Genomic DNA, 17,710 nt, shown 5'->3' with positions numbered 1-17,710 from the left:
ATTTTGCTGTCCTGAGCTACGCCGGGAAGGCGAAGACGATGCGCGTGCCGCGATGGCTGGCGTCGCGTTCGATGCGCGACTGGATCGTCGCGGCCATCGTTCGCACGATCTTCTGCCCGAGCCCCGTGCCCTGCGGCGTCTCGGATTCGCTCATGCCGACGCCGTCGTCCTCGACGCTGAGCGCGCAACTGCCGTTGAGGCAGGCGAGCTCCACGCGCACCTCGCCTTCGACGCCTCGGGGATAGGCGTATTTGAAGGCGTTGGTGACGAGTTCGGTCACGATCACGCCGAGCGAGACCGCCTTGTCCGTCGCCATCCGCATCGGCTCCACCGCGAGCGCGATGCGGTGCGGGCGATCGCTGGTCTTGAGCGAGCTCTCGAGCTCCTCCGCAAGCCCCGCGAGATAGTCCGCCATGTCGACCATGCGGACGTCGTCGGAGGTGTAGAGCCGGCGGTGAATCTGGGCGATGGCGAGGATGCGCGCCTCCGTCTCGCGCATCATGTCGCGCGCGGGGCCGTCCGGGATCGACGTCGACTGGAGATGCACGAAGGCCGAGACGAGCTGCAGGCTGTTGCCGACGCGATGGTTGACCTCGCGGAGCAGCGTCTCGGCGCGCTCCTTGGCCTCCAGCACCGCGCGCTCGGCGGCCTCCTTCATGCGGCGCAGCTCGATCTGCTCGATCGCCTGGCTGATCGCTGCGCGCAGCAAAGCGAGGAACTCGCCGGCGACGTCCTTGATCACGTAGTCCGTCGCGCCCGCCTTGAGCGCGGCGATCGCGACCCTGCCGTCATCTGTGCCGGTCACGTAGATCACCGGCGGCGCCTCCGGCAGGGCCTTGATCGCCGGCAGAATGTCCAGCCCGGTCTCGCCGGCGAGGAAATGGTCGAGGGCGACGACGTCGAAAGGCCGCTCCGACAGCAAAGCGAGCCCCTCGCCGCAGCTCGCCACGGCGGTCACCGCATAGCCCGCCCGCGTCAGGTCGCGCCCGACGAGGCGGCGCAGCCCCTCGTCGTCCTCGATGTAGAGGACCGTGCGCTGAGCCTCGCCCTGGACGGGCTTCGGGGTCATGCCTCGGGCACCTGCATGACGGACAGGAAGAGGCCGAGCTGGCGGATCGCGGTCGCGAAGGTGTCGTAGTCGACCGGCTTGGTGATGTAGACGTTGCAGCCGAGATCGTAGCAGCGCTGGATCTCGACCTTGTCGTCCGTCGTCGTCAGCACGACGACGGGCGCGCGCCTCAGCCTCTCATGGCCCTTCAGGATGCCGAGGATGTCGATGCCGGTCATGTCCGGCAGATTGAGGTCGAGCAGGATCAGCAGCGGCCCATGCGCCCCGTCATGCTCGGAGGTGAGGAACGCCAGCGCCGAGGTGCCGTCGGCGAAGTGCCGGATCTCGTTGTTCACGCCCGCGCGCCGCACGTTCTTCTCGATCAGGCGCGCATGGCCTTCGTCGTCTTCGATCATCACGATCAGGACAGGGCTCTGTTTCACGGTCATGCGGCGCGGCTCTCGGCTTGCGGCTGAAGGACGGGCGGAAAGGTCATGATGAAGGTCGAGCCCACGCCAGCCTCCGAGGTCAAGCGAATCTTGCCGCCGAGCCGGCGCACGGTCGCGCGCACGAAGGCGAGGCCGAGGCCCTCGCCGGGCTGGTCCTGGGCGCCGGCGCGGCGGAACAGCTCGAAAACCCGTTCATGGTCCTTGGCGTCGATGCCGCGGCCATTGTCCTCGATGGCGTATTCGACATAGGCGCCGATCCGGCGGCCGCGGACGACGATCCGCCCCGGCCGCGAGCGGTCGAGATACTTCACCGCGTTCTCGACCAGGTTCTGGAAGACCTGCTCGATCGCCATGCGGTCCGTGACGAGGGTCGGCAGGTTGGGATCGATGACGATCTCGGCGTCGGCGGCCTGCAGCTGCTGGCGCAGCGTGGCGGCGATCGCGTCGATCATCTCGGCCGGCGACACCATTTCCGGCGTGACAACGCGGCGGCCTTCGCGCGACAGGCTGAGGATCGCGTTGATCAGCCGGTCCATCTTGGACGTCGAGGCGCGGATGAAGCCGATCGCCTCGGGCAGATCCTCCTCGACGGCGAGGCGGGCGTCCTCGCTGATCCGCTCGGGCGCGACCTCCGTCAGGACGTCGAACTGCTCCTTCAGCGTCCGACGCGTCGCGTCGAGTTCGCTCGTGAAGCCCATGACGTTGACCAGCGGCGCGCGCAGATCGTGGCTGACGATGTAGGCGAAGCGCTGGATCTCCTGATTGGCGCTGACGAGATCGGCCATGCGCTCGGCGACCGTCGCTTCGAGGTCCCGGTTGAGAGCCGCCAGCTGACCGTTGGTCTGTTCGAGCAGCGCGTGGGACTCCTCAAGGCGCCGTTGCGCGACGATCAGCGTCCGGGCCTGACGGCGCAGCAGCGCCTGCGCGGCGAAGGCGAGTAGGGCCGCGACGCCAAGGCCGAACACCATGACGCCGAGCAGCCAGTTCGACGTGCGCGCCAGCGAGGCCGACTGCTCCGCGAACAGGAGGTCCTCGCGCGAGGTCATCTCCGCGACGCGCTGGCGGATCTCCCGCATCGCGCCGCGGCCACGATCGGTCTCCACCAACGCAAGGGCCTCGGCGGACTTGCCCGCCATCTGGAGCTCGACCGTTTCCGAGAGCTCCGCCAGCTTCGCTTTCAGAACGGCGACGAGGCCGTCGAGGTCGCCGCGACGGGGGTCGTCCGGGCCGATCAGCTCATCGAGGCGCGCCAGCCGGCCCTCGAGCTGCGACGTGGCCGCCCTGTAGGGCGCCAAATAGCGGTCGTTCTTGGTCAGGAGATAGCCGCGCTGCCCGGTCTCGGCGTCTTGCGCGAGGCTCAGCAGCCGGACGATCTCACCCTTGGTCTCGAGCGTGCGGGACACCGCGGCGCCGAATTGGGCGTTGCGGCCGACCAGCCAGAACAACGTCGCGCCTACCGCGACGAGCAGAACAAGGCCCGCCAGCATCAGCAGGATGTCGCGCCGTCCAGCCTGGCCGGTCGAGAACGGCGCGGCGTCCGGCGCGGCCGGCTCCGCCTCGGGGGGGATCGCCCCTGTGGTCGGCCTTACGTCCGCAGACGTCAATGTGTTCTCCGCGACCCAGGGAAGCTCCGCCGCGCGGACGCTCGATTGCGGGTAATCAATTGCCGCCTTCCGCGATCCGCGTCCAGCGGGAATTCACGTACGCGGCGGCGGAAATAAGTTCGCCGCCTCATTGCATGAGGTTCAGGCTGGCGGCGGCGGCCCGGTCGAGGCTGCGACGCCTGAGATCGACCTGCCGCCAGTTGAACCGCATGCGGATTCGGCCGTTGGCGAGGCGCCGGGCGCCGCGGCCGCCCGACCCGGCGGTCGCCGGCGCCCCGAAGGTCGCGACCGGAACCGCGCCCGTGACCTTGAAGCCCCGATCCGCCAGCAGCTTGCGCACCCGCAGGCAATAGGCGACCGAGCGATGCGAATAGCGCGTCTCGCCATGGCCGGCGCGGTATTTCATGACCGTCGCGCAGATGTCCTCGCCGGTCATGCGCCAGGCGTCGGAGAGGTAGCGCACCCCGTAGCGCGCGTTGGTCTCCGGTTCGAACAGCTCCTTCAGCGGCGCCCGGAAGCCCAACATGCGGGCGGTCGACGGCAGCACCTGCATCAGGCCGATTTCGCCGACGCCGCCGACGGATTTCGGGTTGAAGCCGCTCTCGACCTCGGCGACCGCCTCAGCGACCTCGGGCGGAAGGCCGGCGCCGAGCGCCTCCTTGCGCACGATCGCCCGGAGGCCGGTCTCGTCGAGATCGGCCGCCGGCGCCGCCTCTGCGGCGTCGGTCCCGGGGAGATCGGGGGAGGGGGCTTCAGGCCCAGGCGCGGGGACGGCGGGAGCCGTCGCGGCCGGCGCGGCCTCGGGCGCCGTTTCGGCGGAGAGCGGGCCGTTCGTCGCGAGGAGCGCGACCAGGGCGGCGAAGACAGTGGGTCGCATCGGTCTCCGCGCTTCCGTGGTCGCCGGACGCGAAGCGGGGCGCCGAGAGCGCCCCGCCAGGCCGTCCGCGACGTTAGACCGTCGTCACGTGATGAGGAAGTCGTCGCGGGTCAGGGTGGCGACGTCGTCGAGGCGCGTGATGAACCTCTCGGCGCCGGCGCCGCTGCCGTCGGCGTCGTAGAACAGCTGCTCCGTGCCGGTGTCGAACAGGAAGGTCCCGACGCCTTTGGTCGCCGTCGGGTCGTCCCCGACGACGAGGCCAAAATTGGCGGTCAGCCCCGCGAAGCCAGAGGCCCGGAAGCCCAGATGGTCTTCGCCGCGGTCGAAATCGAGGATGCGGTCGCCGCTTTCGCCGATCGCGTTGAACTGGAACAGGTCCTCGCCGCCGTCGCCGCGCACGAGATCGCGTCCCGCGCCGCCGATGATCGTGTCGTCGCCCGAGCCGCCCTGGATCGAGTCGTTTCCGCCCTGTCCGGCGAGCTTGTCGTCGCCCGCGTCGCCATAGACCCGGTCGTCGCCTGCGCCGCCGAACACCTGGTCGGCGTCGTCGCCGCCGCCGACCTTGTCGCTTCCGTCGCCGCCATTGACGGTGTCGCGGCCGGCCGCGCCCTCGACCGTGTCATTGTCCGCGCCGCCGTCGAGCTTGTCGTTGTCGGCTCCGCCATAGACCTCGTCGCGGCCGTTTCCGCCGTTGAGCGTGTCGCGTCCGGCCTCGCCGTAGAGCTCGTCCGCGCCGTCGTCGCCGGAGAGGCTGTCCGCGCCGTCGAAGCCGAACAGCGTGTCCTCGCCCGAGCCGCCGAGCGCGCGATCGTTGCCGACGCCGCCGTCGAGCTCGTCGTCGCCCGAGCCGCCGGCCAGCGTGTCGTTCCCGGACCCGCCGATCAGCAGGTCGTCGCCGGCGCCCCCGACGATCGAGTCGTTCCCGCCATAGCCCTCGAGATAGTCGTCGGCCGAGCCGCCGAGGATGTCGTCGCCGCCCGACAGCAGGTCGGCCGTGAAGGTCATCGCGCGGCCGTCGACCGCGACGAGGTCGTAATAATCCTCGAGCGAGTAGTCGACATCGTTGATCTGCCCGACGAGATCTCCCGAGGGATCGTAGAGGAAGATGTCGGTGATCACGCCGTCGGTCGGCTCGTCGTAGCGGTCCAGCCGGAAATCAGACCCGCGCAGCACGAGGTCGTAGCCGTCGTCGCTCTCCAGCGTCAGCCGGGTCGAGCTCGCGGAATCGAGCACGGCGTCGGGATCGAAGAACTTGAAGATGCGAAGATCGTCGACGGCGTCGCTGGTGACGGTGATGTCTGCCATGTGCGGTTCCTGGTGGGTTCTGATTGCGCCTGCGCCGAATCCGACGCGCCCCTCATGCCGCAGCCTGCTACCGCTTCCGGACCGAACCATGGCGAAAACGCGGCTCTCTCCGCCTCAGGGGTTACCCGGCGCCCCTGTTAGCCATTCGCCAAGCCTTTCATGAGACGCTGCTCGGCGTGTCGCGCAAGCCCCCGGAGCAGAAGCCGATGACCGTCACGGACGCCGCCGCCGGCCGCGCGCCGCGTTTCGCGCTCGACCGCTGGAGCGCGGTCGCGCTCGCCGCCTTCGGCCTCGCCGCGGCGCTGGTGCTCGCGCTGGTCTACCGCGCGCTGTCGGAACATGGCGGCGCGAACAGCTACGCGCTGCTCGCCGACGCCTTCCTGCACGGCCGCTTCGACAGCCCGACCTGCTTCGACAGCGACTGCGCGCGGCTCGGCGCCAAGGTCTACGTCATCTTCCCGCCGGTCCCGGCGCTGGTCGCGGCGCCGCTGATCGCGCTGTTCGGGGCGGACGCGACCGGTTTCGTGGTGATCACCGGCCTCGCCGGCGCGGTCACCGCCTGGTGCTGGTGGTCGATCGCCGGCCGCCTCGGCCTCGGGCGCGAGGCGCAGACCTGGACCATGCTCGCCTTCGTGTTCGGCACGCCTGCGGCCTATGTCGCGTTGCGCGGCGACGGCGTGTGGTTCTTCGCGCAGGCGATCGCGCTCGCGCTGGTCAGCCTCGCGATGCTCGCCGCCCTCGACCGCAGGCTTCTGCTCGCCGGCGCCCTGATCGGGCTCGCCTTCCTGTCGCGGCAGATGGCCCTCTTCCTCGCGCCGTTCCTGTTCGTGCTGTCGCGGCCGAAGGGCGCGAAGCTGATCGCCTTCGACCGCGCCACCATCCTCGACGCGCTCAAGCTCGGCGCGCCGATCCTGGCCGCGATCGCGGCCTACTGTCTCTACAACTGGCTGCGCTTCGGCGCGCCGTTCGAGACCGGCTACGCCTACATCGCTGACTATCCCGACGTCGGCGAGCGCAACTTCATCACCAACCGCATCCTCGATATCGGGCTGTTCTCGAAGGATTATTTCGTCTTCAACGTCGCGCACATGTTCCTGCAGGGCTTCCACATGGAGTTCGGCGGAAAATACATGACCGAGCTGGTGCGCATGGACCCGATGGGCACGTCCATCCTCGCGGCGAGCCCGTTCATCCTCTATGCCTTCTACGCGAGGGCGGACGCGCGGCTGCTGGTCGGGCTGCTGGTGATGGGCGTGGTCTGCGGGATCACGCTGTTCTACCACTCGAACGGCTTCTCCCAGCACAACGTCCAGCGCTACGCGCTCGACTGGCTGCCGGTGCTCTACGTCCTGATGCTGCCGGCCTTCACCGGCGAGCCGGAGAAGGTCGCCGAGCGCCTCAAGGCCTTCAAGCTGCTGACGACCTATGCGATCGGGCTGAACGTCGCCGCCTTCGCGATCGTGGCGGTGACGAAGGGGGCGATCTGAGGGCGCTCCCTTGTCGCGCCGATAAAGACGTTCAATGCCCCCGGAACGTCAGCAGTCTGTGGCCGACATAGCTCGTCACGGCGCCGATCCCGATCGCGACGCCGTGCGCGATCGGCTCGACCCAGGTCGTCCAGCCGATCGCAGGCGCCAGCCAGTGGACGGCGAGCATGGCGAGCGCCCAGACCTCGGCCGCGCCGACCAGGTTGACGAGGATGAACTTCCAGAGCTGGTCGCGGGCGCGGCCTGAGCGGGCGTCGAACACGAAGGCGCGGTAGGCGCCGAAGCCGACGGCCATGCCGATCGCGTAGGCCACGATCACGGCGGGGCCGAACGGCATCACCTCGTTCAGCGGAAAGCGCGCCGCCCAGTTGACGAAGGCCGCGAAGCCGCCGGCGAGCAGGAAGCGGCCGATGCGCCGCATCTCGGCCGGGGTCATGCGGTCGCGCAGGGCGGCGGGCAGCGCGTCGGCGAGCGGGGGCATTCGGGGATCACCACGTCGGGAGCGGGGACGGCCACACCGCGGCGACGAAGGCGAGCGCCATGACCGCGCCGAGCAGCAGGCTCGCTCTGTCCCTGACCGCGAAGGCCACGGGGTCGTCGTGGAGCTCGTCGCGGCCCGACAGCACCCACACCCGGCCGAGCCACAGGAACAGCACGCAGGGGAATGTCCAGAGCGCGGCGGGCGTCGTGTAGAAGCCGGCGCGGAACGCCTCGTCGATGAGGTAGAGCACCATGACGAGCACGGCCGACATGCCGGCCGCGACTCCGATCGCGATCAGGAAGGGCCGGTCGTCGGCGACGTAGCCGCGCCCGCCGGCCTTGACGGCGCCGGACGCCGCCACCCGCACCACTTCGGTGTGGCGCTTGGCGAAGCTGAGCGACGAGAACAGGAACATCGAGAAGACGAGCAGCCAGGGCGACACGGGGACGCCTGCGAGCGCGATGCCGATGACGAGCCTCAGCGTGAACAGGCCGGCGAGCGTGAAGACGTCGAGCACCGCGACCTTCTTCAGCCGGAAGGAATAGGCCAGCGTGACCGCGAGATAGGTCGCGAAGGCCGCGAAGGCCGCGGAGCTGATCATCGCGGCGCCGGCGAGCGCGACCACGATCCCGATCGGCGCGGCGACGAGGCCGGCCGCGATCGGAAGCCGCCCGCTCGCGAAGGCGCGGGTCTTCTTCGACCAGTGCCGACGGTCGTCGTCGATGTCCCAGAGGTCGTTCAGAAGATAGGTCGACGAGGCCAGGATCCCGAGCAGGACCAGCCCGATCAGCACCGTGGTCCAGGCGCCCGCATCGAACGCCTTGCCGCCGAGCACAAGCGGGACCGCGACCAGCGCGTTCTTCGCCCATTGATGCACGCGCGCCGCCCTCGCGATCGTCTTCAGCCCGGCGCGGCGCCGCGGGATGACGTGCGACGGCGGCCGGATCGCCTGCGCCGCGCGCAGGACGGCGGGGCTGGCGCCGACGATGACGCTTTCCTCGGCCGCGCGCCAGACGGCGAGGTCGGCGGCGTGATCGCCGGCATAGGCGAAGCCCTGCGGGAAGCGCTCGGCGAGCACGCGCGCCTTGGTCTCGCCCTTGAGGTTCCGGGTCCCGTCGCTCGCGATGACGCCGTCGACGAAGCCGAAGCGCTGGGCGAGCTTGGCGGCCACCAGCGCGTCGGAGGCGGTGGCGAGGTGGATCTCGCGGCCCCGCGCCCGCTCGGCCTCGACGAAGGCGACCAGCTCCTCATTGACCGGCAGCATCGAGACATCGATGTCGACGCGCTCGGCGAGCCGGCGCTTCAGCGCCGCCTTGCCCTGCAGCAGCCAGCCCAGCACGGCGAAGATGCGCAGCGGATTGCCGCGCAGATAGGCGAGCACGGTCTCGGCGAGCAGGTCGGCGCGGAGCAGGGTGCCGTCGACGTCGACCGCGAGCGGCCTCAGCGAGGCGTCGCGCCCGCCGCGCGGGCCGGGTCGGGACGGCAGGGATGCAAGCGACATCACGCGAACTCCGATCGTCCCCGCCGCTCTCGGCGGCGCGGAGAGGCGTCGTTTCGCCGCTGCCTCCGCGCGGCTTTGACGGGCAGCTTAGCCGCGCGAAGTTAAGAACCGCCCTATGTCCGCCGCGATCGGCGCGTTGTCTCTGCGCCTTCCGTGATCCGGGTTGCTTCCGAGCGCGCCGGATGACATCTCCTCACCCCTGATATGTCATCATCGACCAGACGGCCACCGCACTCGTGACCTCTCGGCCTGGATCCGACGCGCCGGACGACGCGACGACTGAAGGCGCCGAGCCGCCGGAGGACGTCTCGCCTTTGCATTTTCCGCGCCTGAGGGCGTGGGCCGCGACCGTTCCCTGGCGAACGGTCGGGGCCGTCTGCTCGCTGCTCCTGTTCGCGATCGTCCTCTACGTGCTGCACCGTCTCGTCGACGAGGTGAAGCTCGACGACGTCAAGACCGCGATCGCGGCGACCCCGTGGAGCACGCTCGGCGTCGCGCTCGCCGCGAGCGCCGCGAGCTATGTCGCGCTCACCGGCTATGACTGGTTCGGCATCGTCCACATCAAGCGCCGGGAGGTCGGCTACCCCGTCGCGGCGCTGGCCTCCTTCACCGGCTACGCGCTGAGCTACACGATCGGCTTCCAGCTCGTCGTGGCCGGCGCGGTGCGCTACCGGATCTACGCCGGCGCCGGCCTCGGCGCGGCGGAGGTCGCCGCCATCACGGCGATTTCGGCCCTCACTCTGTGGCTCGGCATCTTCTTCACCCTCGCGCTCGGCCTGATCAGCGAGGCGCCGGACGTCTCGCGCATCGACGGTCTGCCGGCCTCCGTGAACATGGCGATCGGGATCGCGATCCTCGTCGCGCTGCTCGCTTATCTCGTGTGGATCTCGCGGCGCGAGCGCGCGGTGACGGTCGAGGGCTACCGGCTGGCGCTGCCGGGCGTAAAATCGACCGGCGCGCAGATCGTGATCGGTCTGGTCGACCTGATGGGCGCCTCCTTCGCGCTCTGGGTGCTGCTGCCGCAGGACGCCGTGATCGCCTTCCCGACCTTCGCGGCGCTGTTCGTCGTCGCGATGACGCTCGGCATGCTGAGCCACGCGCCGGGCGGGGCGGGGGTGATCGAGGCGACCGTCCTGATCGCGCTGCCCAACCTGCCCGCCGACAGCCTGCTGGCGAGCCTGCTGCTCTGGCGCGTCGTCTACTACCTCATTCCGTTCACGATCGCGCTCGGGCTGCTCGGCGGCTCGGAACTCGCCCGCCGCAAGGGCCATCTCCACCGCCTGGGCGCGCTGCTCGCCGCCGTGATGCGGCCGGTCGCGCCCATCGTGCTCGCCGCCGCCGTGTTCCTCGGCGGCATCGTGCTGCTCGTCTCGGGCGCGCTGCCGGCCGAGACCGACCGGCTCTATTATCTCCGGCGCGCGGTGCCGCTGCCCTTCGTCGAGGCCTCGCATCTGCTGGCGAGCGTCGTCGGGGTCGTGCTGCTGGTCGTGGCGCGCGGGCTGATCCGCCGCCTCGACGGCGCCTATCGCGTCGCGCAGATCCTGCTGATCGCCGGCCTCGTGTTCTCGCTCGTCAAAGGCTTCGACGTCGAGGAGGCGAGCGTGCTCGCCGTGGTGCTGGCCCTGCTCACCGTCAACAAGCGCGCCTTCTACCGCCGGGCCTCGCTGTGGGACCAGGATCTCGCGCCGGCCTGGCTCGCGGCGGTCGCGATCGTGCTCGGCGGCTCGGTCTGGCTCGGCTTCTTCGCCTATCGCAACATCGGCTACACCAACGATCTCTGGTGGGACTTCGCCTATCGCGGCGACGCGCCGCGCTTCCTGAGGGCGAGCCTCGCCGCCGGCGTGGCCGCGCTCGCGATCGGGCTGCACGCGCTGCTCCACCGCAACGCGGCCCCGCGCCGCGGGCCGGCCGAGCCGAACCAGCGTCTCGCCGCCATCGTCGCGGCCTCGCCGCGCGCGGACGCCAACCTCGCCTTCCTCGGCGACAAGCGCTTCCTGTTCTCGGACGCGGGCGACGCCTTCATCATGTACCAGGTGCAGGGACGGAGCTGGGTCGCGATGGGCGATCCGGTCGGGCCCGAGGAACGCGTCTCCGAGCTGCTCTGGGCGTTCCGCGAACTCGCCGACCAGCACGGCGGCTGGCCGGTGTTCTACCAGGCCTCGGTCAAGCGCATGCCGACCTATCTCGACCTCGGCCTGTCGCTGATGAAGCTCGGCGAGGAGGCGAGCGTCGACCTCTCGAAGTTCACGCTCGAGGGCAAGGCCGGCTACGAATGGCGCTACGTCGACCGCAAGGCGACCAAGGAGGGCATCGACGTCGAAATCGTGCCGGCTGCCGAGGCGGTCCCGCTCTATCCCCAGCTCAAGGCGGTGTCGGACGCCTGGAAAGCCTCGAAGAAGGGCGGCGAGAAGGGGTTTTCGCTCGGCTTCTGGTCCGAGGACTATCTCCGCCATTTCGACATGGCGGTGGTCCGCCATAACGGCCGCATCGTGGGCTTCGCCAACATGTGGTACGGCGCGAACCGCGAAGAGGCGACGATCGATCTGATGCGCTACGCCCCGGACGCGCCGCGCGGCGTGATGGACGCGCTGTTCGTCCGCCTGATGCTGCGGGCCAAGGCGGACGGCTACCGCTGGTTCAATCTCGGCATGGCGCCGCTCTCGGGCCTCGCGAACCACCCGCTCGGCCCGACCTGGAACAGGGTCGGCGCCTTCCTGTTCCGCCACGGCGACAACTTCTACAATTTCGAGGGTCTCAGGGCCTACAAGGAGAAGTTCGATCCGAAATGGGAGCCGCGCTATCTCGCCTGTCCCGGCGGCTGGGTGCTGCCGCAGATCCTGATCGACATCACCGCGCTGATCGGCGGGGCCCCGAAGCGCGCCGCCGCGGCGGCGCAGCCGAAGCCGCTGCCGGCGCCCGAGGAGAGCCTGGCGTGATCCGCGGCGTCGTCGTGGCGATCGCGGCCGCGACGCTCGGTCTTGCGCTGGCCGGCGCCGCGCGCGCCGACGACCTTCGCCGCATCTCCGTCGGCAACGAGACGCTGAAGGACCTGCCCGTTGTCGCGCCGGCGGCGGAGCCGAGCGCGATCGTCGCCCTGATTTCGGGGCTCGACGGCTGGACGCCCGCCCGGGCCTCCGAAGCGGAAGCGCTCGCCAAGGAGGGCGCCGCGGTGATCGGGATCGACCTGCCGCGCTATCTCGCAGGCGTCGCGAAGGGCACGGACCACTGCATCTTCATGTCCGGCGACGTCGAGGAATACGCCCGGCTGGCCGGCAAGACGCTCGGCATGAAGACCTATCGGCTGCCGACGCTGCTCGGCGTCGGCAAGGGCGCCGACATCGCCTACGCCATGCTGGCGCAGGCGCCCGCCAACATGTTCTCCGGCGCGGTGTCGGTCGGCTTCACCGACCGCGCGCCGCTCGCGAAGCCGCTCTGCGACGGGCCGAAGTCGAGCCGCGTGGACGGCGCGGACATCGTCATCGGCGCCGACCCCGTCGAAGGGCTGCAGGGCGAGTGGCGCCTGCTGCTTCCCGCGCCGGCGCCGGACTTCGCCAGGGCCTTCGTCAAGGACCTCGAGAACGCCGACGTGGTGGAGCTGCCCGCCGACGCGGACGTCGCCGCGGCCGCGCGGGACGCAGCTCTCGACGTCGGCGGCGGCGATCCGGACGCGGTCAACGCGCTGCCGCTCGTGCTCTACCCGCCCAAGACGCAGACGCCGAAGGGCCTCGCCGTGGTCTATGCCGGCGACGGCGGCTGGCGCGACCTCGACAAGTCGGTCGCCGAGTATTTCAACCAGGAGGGCTACGGCGTCGTCGGCGTGGACACGCTGCGCTACTTCTGGAACGAGAAGAGCCCGCGCGAGCTTGGCGACGATCTCGAGGCGATCGTCGGGCGCTACTCCGCGGAGTGGAAGGCGAAGCGCGTGCTGCTCGCGGGCTACTCCTTCGGGGCCGACGTCATTCCCTTCGCCTGGGGCCGCATCTCCAAGGCGGTGCGCGACCAGGTGCGGCTGATCGCGCTGCTCGGCCTGTCCAAGACGGCCGACTTCCAGGTCAGCGTCTCCGGCTGGCTCGGCGTCGGCTCCGGCGAGCACGACGTGCTCAAGCCCGCAGCTGGCCTGCCGATGGACCGCGTGATGTGCGTCTATGGCAAGGACGAACTCGAGGGCGCCGACAACGACGTCGCCTGCGCCACCGACGTCTTTCCGCCATCCGCGCGGCTCGAGCTCCCCGGCGGCCATCACTTCGACGAGGACTATGCGGCGCTCGCCAAGCGCATCGACGGCGAATTCGTCAGGCGGGGCGCGGCCGAAGGACGCTGACCGCGGGCGCGCCGGAGCGGCCCGAGGGGCGGCCGGCGGCGTCACCGCGGCTTCGGGGCTTTCCTCCGCCGGAACGAGGGTTCACTCTGCACGTTGCGCGAATGCAGGCCGAAAGACGCGGCTGAACGGCGTCCGGCCGCCGTCACCGAGGAGACGCCCGATGTCGCAGACCGACCGTCCCGATCCGCATGCGCCGCCGACGTTCGGCGAACGCGTCACCCGCATCATCGGCGCGGTGGCGGGCGATCCGATCGCCCGCGCCGAGCTCGACATGGCCCGCGTGCTGGACGAGCTCAAGGCGCTGGGCGCGGAGCCCATCGAGGACCTGACGCCCGAGGAGGCGCGTCGTCAGCCGACGCCGGCCGACGCGGTCTCCTCGCTGATGGCGAAATTCGGCATTCCGCCCGCTGACGCCGACGTGACCTCCCATGACGTCGTCTATCCGGGCGCCGGCGGCGATCTCCCGGCGCGCGTCTACCACCCGCCCGGCGCGGCGGGGCCGCGCCCTCTGATCCTCTATTTCCGCGGCGGCGGATGGGTGTTCGCGGATCTCGACGACTACGATTCCAGCCCCCGCGCGATCGCGGCGCGCACCGACGCGGTGGTCGTGTCGGCCGATTTCCGGCGGGCCCCCGAGCACAAGTTCCCGGCCGCCCACGAGGACGCCGTCGCGGCCTATCGCTGGGTGGTCGAGCGCGCCACCGAGCTCGGCGGCGACGGCGAGCGCTTCGCGATCGTCGGCGAAAGCGCCGGCGGCAACCTCGCGATCAACGTGGCGATCGCGGCGCGCGACCAGGGCCTCACGGCGCCCAAGCATCTCGCGCTGATCTATCCGCTCGCGGGGGTCGACATGTCGACGCCGTCGTTCCGGATCAATGAGCACGCCCGTCCGCTGAACAAGGCGATCGTGGGCTGGCTTCTGGGCCATGCGCTGCTCGGGGTCGACCAGAAGGAGGATCCGCGGCTCGACCTCGTCAACCGGGCCGACCTTCACGGGCTCCCGCCGACGACGCTGCTCACCGCGGAGATCGACCCGCTGCGCTCCGAAGGACACATGCTCGCCGACAAGCTCCGCGGGGCCGGCGTCGCCGTGAACGCGGTCGATTTCGAGGGCGTCGCGCACGGCTTCTTCGGGATGGGCGACCTCGTGCGGCACGCCCGCTCCGCGCAGGAGCTGATCGGGCGCGACCTCGGCCAGTCGCTGGCGCCGCTGGAGCGGGGCGCGCGGGTCGGCCGGGCCCTGTAGCGACACCCCGTCGATGTCGGCGGCCTCCACGCAGTGCTGCGTCGTCGGCGGCGGCCCGGCGGGGATGGTGCTCGGCCTGATTCTCGCGCGGGCCGGCGTCGACGTCGTGGTGCTGGAGAAGCACGCCGATTTTCTCCGCGACTTCCGCGGCGACACCATCCATCCGTCGACCCTCGACGTCATGGCCGATCTCGGCCTGCTCGAGCGCTGTCTCGCTCTGCCCCATCAGAAGGTCGAGACGCTCACGGCCTTCATCGAGGACGAGCCGTTCCTGGCCGCGGATCTGCGCCACACGCCGACGACCTGCCGCTTCATCGCGCTGATGCCGCAATGGGACTTTCTCGACTTCCTCGCCGAGGAGGCGGAGCGCTACGTCAATTTCCGGCTGATCCGCCGGGCCGAGGCGACCGCGCTGATCCAGCGCGGCGGGCGCGTCATCGGCGTCCATGCCGAAACGTCGACCGGTCCGATCGAGGTGGCCGCCGACCTCGTGGTCGGAGCGGACGGACGGCGCTCGACCGTGCGAGCGGAGGCGGGCCTGCCGGCGGAGACGCTCGGCGCGCCGATGGACGTGATGTGGTTTCGCCTGTCACGCCAGGATTCGGACGGCGACGCGACCGGCGGGCGCTTCAGCGCCGGCGGCCTGTTCGTCACGATCAATCGCGGCGACTACTGGCAATGCGCCCTGGTGATCCCGAAGGGCGGCGCCGACGCCGTCCGCGCCGAGGGGCTTGAGGCGTTTCGAGCGCGCGTCGGGCGGCTCGCGCCGGCCCTCGCCGACCGGGCCGCCGAGATCGGCGCCTGGGATCACGTCAGCCTGCTCACCGTCGCCGTCGACCGGCTCACGCGCTGGCATGCGCCGGGCCTTCTCTGCATCGGCGACGCCGCGCACGCCATGTCTCCGATCGGCGGCGTCGGGATCAATCTCGCGATCCAGGACGCGGTCGCCGCCGCGAACCTTCTCGCCGGACCGCTGCGGGACAGCCGGCTGACCGAGAACGATCTCGCCGCGGTCCAGGCGCGCCGGGCCTTTCCCACCAGGGCGACGCAGTTCCTGCAGGTGCAGGTCCAGAACCGGGTGGTCTCGCCGGTGCTCGCGAGCACGCGCCGCCTGCAAACGCCGCTCGCGATCCGCCTGATGAGGCGGTTTCCTGTGCTTGCGCGCATTCCCGCCCGCATCGTCGGCGTCGGGTTCCGGCCGGAGCGGGTCACGGCGCCCGCCGTCGCGGCGCGGCGCGACTGACGGTCAGGGCCGGCCGGGCTCCTCCGGCGCGCGCGCGTCGATCGCGAGCGCATGGACCGGCCCCGCGAGCTCGTCCGCGAGCAGCGCGTTGACGCGGCGGTGGCGGTCGAGCCGCTTCATCCCGGAAAAAGCGGCGGAGGTCACCCGGACGCGGAAATGCGTCTCCCCTTCCGGCCGGGCGCCGGCGTGGCCGGCGTGGAGATGGCTCTCGTCGACGACCTCGAGCCGGTCCGGCTGAAGCGCGTCGGTCAAAAGGCGTTCAATGCGCGCGCGCACCGTCATGGCGAAGCCTCCTGGTGAATCGGTCCCCGCGAGAAGCCTCCCGCCGCGCGGCCTCGTCAACCCCGACGAGGGAAGGCCGCCCTTGCGCCGTGGCGTTCTTGTTCGTCCGGGCGGCGGCGCCCATAATGGCGTGGATGAAACTCGACAGCCCATGGTTCGACCGGATTAGGGTCTCCCGCGCCCCGCGCGGCGCGGAAGCGCGCCCGGAGCCCAAGACCGATCGCTGCGAACACCCCGGATGCGCGGCGCCGGGCGAGCACCGCGCGCCGAAGGGTCGTGGACGCGAGAACGAATATTGGCGGTTCTGTCTCGAGCACGTGCGCGCCTACAACCAGTCCTACAACTTCTTCTCCGGCATGTCGGACGAGGATCTTCGGGCCTATGAGCGCGACGCGCATGTCGGCCATCGGCCGACCTGGACGATGGGCCGCAACGGGTCCGCGACGCCGGAGGCGCGCGCCAAGACCGACCGCCGCCGCAAGGCGCGCGGCGGCTGGGCGAGCGGTTTCGAGTTCGACGACCAGTTCCACTTCTTCGACGCCGAAGGCGGCGGACCCCGACGTTCGGACGCCGGCCCGAAGCGGGAGCTCAAGAACGTCGAGCGCCGTTCGCTCGAGGCGCTCAACCTCGGCGCGAGCGCCGCCCCCGACGAAATCAAGGCGCGCTACAAGGAACTGGTGAAGCGGCTGCACCCGGACGCCAATGGCGGGGACCGCGGCACCGAGGACAAATTGCGCGAGATCATCCAAGCCTATAACTATCTCCGATCCGCCGGCTTCTGCTGAATCCGACCATCTGCGCGCGATCAAGCGCGCCCGGGCCTGCCGCGCGGTTTTTCCCGGCCCGGCCAGGAGGCCTCATGACCGCCCTTCTCGACGCCCCGGCCGCCGACAGCCTGCTGCCCGACATGAAGGTGTCGGCGCGCCAGACCTTCGGCATCGACTGCGACCTCGAAGTCCCCGCCTTCGGCGAACCGCACGGGGCGGTTCCGGACCTCGATCCCGACTACATCTTCGACCACGACACCACGCTCGCGATCCTCGCCGGCTTCGCCAAGAACCGCCGCGTGATGGTCACCGGCTATCACGGCACGGGCAAGTCGACGCATATCGAGCAGGTCGCCGCCCGGCTCAACTGGCCCTGCGTGCGCGTCAACCTCGACAGCCACGTCAGCCGGATCGACCTGATCGGCAAGGACGCGATCGTGCTGAAGGAGGGCCAGCAGGTCACCGAGTTCCGCGACGGCATCCTGCCCTGGGCGTTGCAGAACAACGTCGCGCTGGTGTTCGACGAGTACGACGCCGGCCGGCCGGACGTGATGTTCGTGATCCAGCGCGTGCTGGAGCAGTCCGGCAAGCTGACCCTGCTCGACCAGCGCAAGGTGATCCGCGCGCATCCCGCGTTCCGACTGTTCGCGACGGCGAACACGGTCGGCCTCGGCGACACGTCGGGCCTCTATCACGGCACTCAGCAGATCAATCAGGGCCAGATGGACCGCTGGTCGATCGTCACCACGCTGAACTATCTCGCGCACGACAAGGAAGTCGACATCGTCCTCGCCAAGGCCCCGCACTACCGGAACCAGCCGGGCGGACGCGACATCGTGTCGAAAATGGTGCGGCTCGCCGACCTGACGCGCCAGGCCTTCATCAATGGCGACCTGTCGACGGTGATGAGCCCGCGCACGGTGATCACCTGGGCCGAAAACGCCGACATCTTCGGCGATCTCGGCTTCGCGTTCCGGCTCACCTTCCTCAACAAATGCGACGAGCTCGAGCGTTCGCTGGTGGCGGAGTTCTATCAGCGCTGCTTCGGCAAGGAATTGCCGGAAAGCGCGGTCAACGTGGCCATGAGCTGACGCAAGCG

At 70.3% G+C, this 17,710-nt stretch carries 15 protein-coding genes; 7 read left to right on the top strand and 8 right to left on the bottom strand.

Annotation, left to right across the window (positions count from 1 at the left end; genetic code table 11):
• Positions 1 to 16: 16 nt before the first annotated feature.
• The 5 genes from ACO2RJ_RS12510 to ACO2RJ_RS12490 form a co-directional block, all read right to left on the bottom strand.
• Positions 17 to 1,069, bottom strand: coding sequence for a sensor histidine kinase (locus ACO2RJ_RS12510; protein ID WP_423268334.1), 1,053 nt, complete (start codon positions 1,067 to 1,069; stop codon positions 17 to 19).
• On the bottom strand, positions 1,066 to 1,497 hold the full coding sequence (locus ACO2RJ_RS12505) for a response regulator (protein WP_423268333.1): 432 nt from the start codon (positions 1,495 to 1,497) through the stop codon (positions 1,066 to 1,068). The genes ACO2RJ_RS12510 and ACO2RJ_RS12505 overlap by 4 nt, the downstream gene beginning before the upstream one ends.
• Positions 1,494 to 3,101, bottom strand: a complete 1,608-nt coding sequence (locus ACO2RJ_RS12500) for a sensor histidine kinase (RefSeq protein ID WP_423268332.1) — start codon at positions 3,099 to 3,101, stop codon at positions 1,494 to 1,496. The genes ACO2RJ_RS12505 and ACO2RJ_RS12500 overlap by 4 nt, the downstream gene beginning before the upstream one ends.
• 127 nt (positions 3,102 to 3,228) lie before the next feature.
• Entirely contained in the window at positions 3,229 to 3,978 is a 750-nt protein-coding gene (locus tag ACO2RJ_RS12495; RefSeq protein WP_423268331.1) for a transglycosylase SLT domain-containing protein, read from the bottom strand.
• Positions 3,979 to 4,062: 84 nt separating this feature from the next.
• Positions 4,063 to 5,283 (bottom strand): calcium-binding protein, encoded by a 1,221-nt coding sequence (locus ACO2RJ_RS12490; protein ID WP_423268330.1) that lies wholly within the window; start codon positions 5,281 to 5,283, stop codon positions 4,063 to 4,065.
• Between the two features lie 206 nt (positions 5,284 to 5,489).
• Here ACO2RJ_RS12490 and ACO2RJ_RS12485 point away from each other — a divergent pair, with 206 nt between their 5' ends.
• Positions 5,490 to 6,770, top strand: coding sequence for a glycosyltransferase family 39 protein (locus ACO2RJ_RS12485; RefSeq protein WP_423268329.1), 1,281 nt, complete (start codon positions 5,490 to 5,492; stop codon positions 6,768 to 6,770).
• Positions 6,771 to 6,801: 31 nt separating this feature from the next.
• On the opposite strand, the gene ACO2RJ_RS12480 is transcribed toward ACO2RJ_RS12485, so the two are convergent.
• Both ACO2RJ_RS12480 and ACO2RJ_RS12475 read right to left on the bottom strand, forming a co-directional pair.
• Complete coding sequence (locus ACO2RJ_RS12480; protein WP_423268328.1) at positions 6,802 to 7,251, bottom strand: GtrA family protein; 450 nt, start codon at positions 7,249 to 7,251, stop codon at positions 6,802 to 6,804.
• A 7-nt stretch (positions 7,252 to 7,258) separates the two neighbouring features.
• On the bottom strand, positions 7,259 to 8,752 hold the full coding sequence (locus ACO2RJ_RS12475) for a UbiA family prenyltransferase (protein WP_423268327.1): 1,494 nt from the start codon (positions 8,750 to 8,752) through the stop codon (positions 7,259 to 7,261).
• 236 nt (positions 8,753 to 8,988) lie between these two features.
• Here ACO2RJ_RS12475 and mprF point away from each other — a divergent pair, with 236 nt between their 5' ends.
• From mprF to ACO2RJ_RS12455, 4 genes are all read left to right on the top strand, one after another.
• On the top strand, positions 8,989 to 11,688 hold the full coding sequence (mprF, locus tag ACO2RJ_RS12470; protein ID WP_423268326.1) for a bifunctional lysylphosphatidylglycerol flippase/synthetase MprF: 2,700 nt from the start codon (positions 8,989 to 8,991) through the stop codon (positions 11,686 to 11,688).
• Positions 11,685 to 13,073, top strand: coding sequence for an AcvB/VirJ family lysyl-phosphatidylglycerol hydrolase (locus ACO2RJ_RS12465; protein WP_423268325.1), 1,389 nt, complete (start codon positions 11,685 to 11,687; stop codon positions 13,071 to 13,073). Before mprF ends, ACO2RJ_RS12465 begins: the two co-directional genes overlap by 4 nt.
• A gap of 160 nt (positions 13,074 to 13,233) precedes the next feature.
• Positions 13,234 to 14,319 (top strand): alpha/beta hydrolase, encoded by a 1,086-nt coding sequence (locus tag ACO2RJ_RS12460; protein ID WP_423268324.1) that lies wholly within the window; start codon positions 13,234 to 13,236, stop codon positions 14,317 to 14,319.
• A 13-nt stretch (positions 14,320 to 14,332) separates the two neighbouring features.
• Entirely contained in the window at positions 14,333 to 15,562 is a 1,230-nt protein-coding gene (locus tag ACO2RJ_RS12455; protein WP_423268323.1) for an FAD-dependent oxidoreductase, read from the top strand.
• 3 nt (positions 15,563 to 15,565) lie between these two features.
• Here ACO2RJ_RS12455 and ACO2RJ_RS12450 read toward each other — a convergent pair whose 3' ends face one another.
• Complete coding sequence (locus tag ACO2RJ_RS12450; protein ID WP_423268322.1) at positions 15,566 to 15,844, bottom strand: BolA family protein; 279 nt, start codon at positions 15,842 to 15,844, stop codon at positions 15,566 to 15,568.
• A 125-nt stretch (positions 15,845 to 15,969) separates the two neighbouring features.
• Here ACO2RJ_RS12450 and ACO2RJ_RS12445 point away from each other — a divergent pair, with 125 nt between their 5' ends.
• A complete protein-coding gene (locus tag ACO2RJ_RS12445; protein WP_423268321.1) occupies positions 15,970 to 16,629 on the top strand; it encodes a J domain-containing protein in 660 nt (219 codons plus the stop codon).
• Positions 16,630 to 16,703: 74 nt separating this feature from the next.
• Positions 16,704 to 17,702 (top strand): cobaltochelatase subunit CobS, encoded by a 999-nt coding sequence (gene cobS / locus ACO2RJ_RS12440; protein WP_423268320.1) that lies wholly within the window; start codon positions 16,704 to 16,706, stop codon positions 17,700 to 17,702.
• Positions 17,703 to 17,710: the final 8 nt, after the last annotated feature.

This window comes from Hansschlegelia sp. KR7-227 (assembly GCF_049446035.1).
Taxonomy (GTDB): Bacteria; Pseudomonadota; Alphaproteobacteria; order Rhizobiales; family Methylopilaceae; genus Methylopila.
This window is presented reverse-complemented; position numbering and strand designations above follow the sequence as displayed.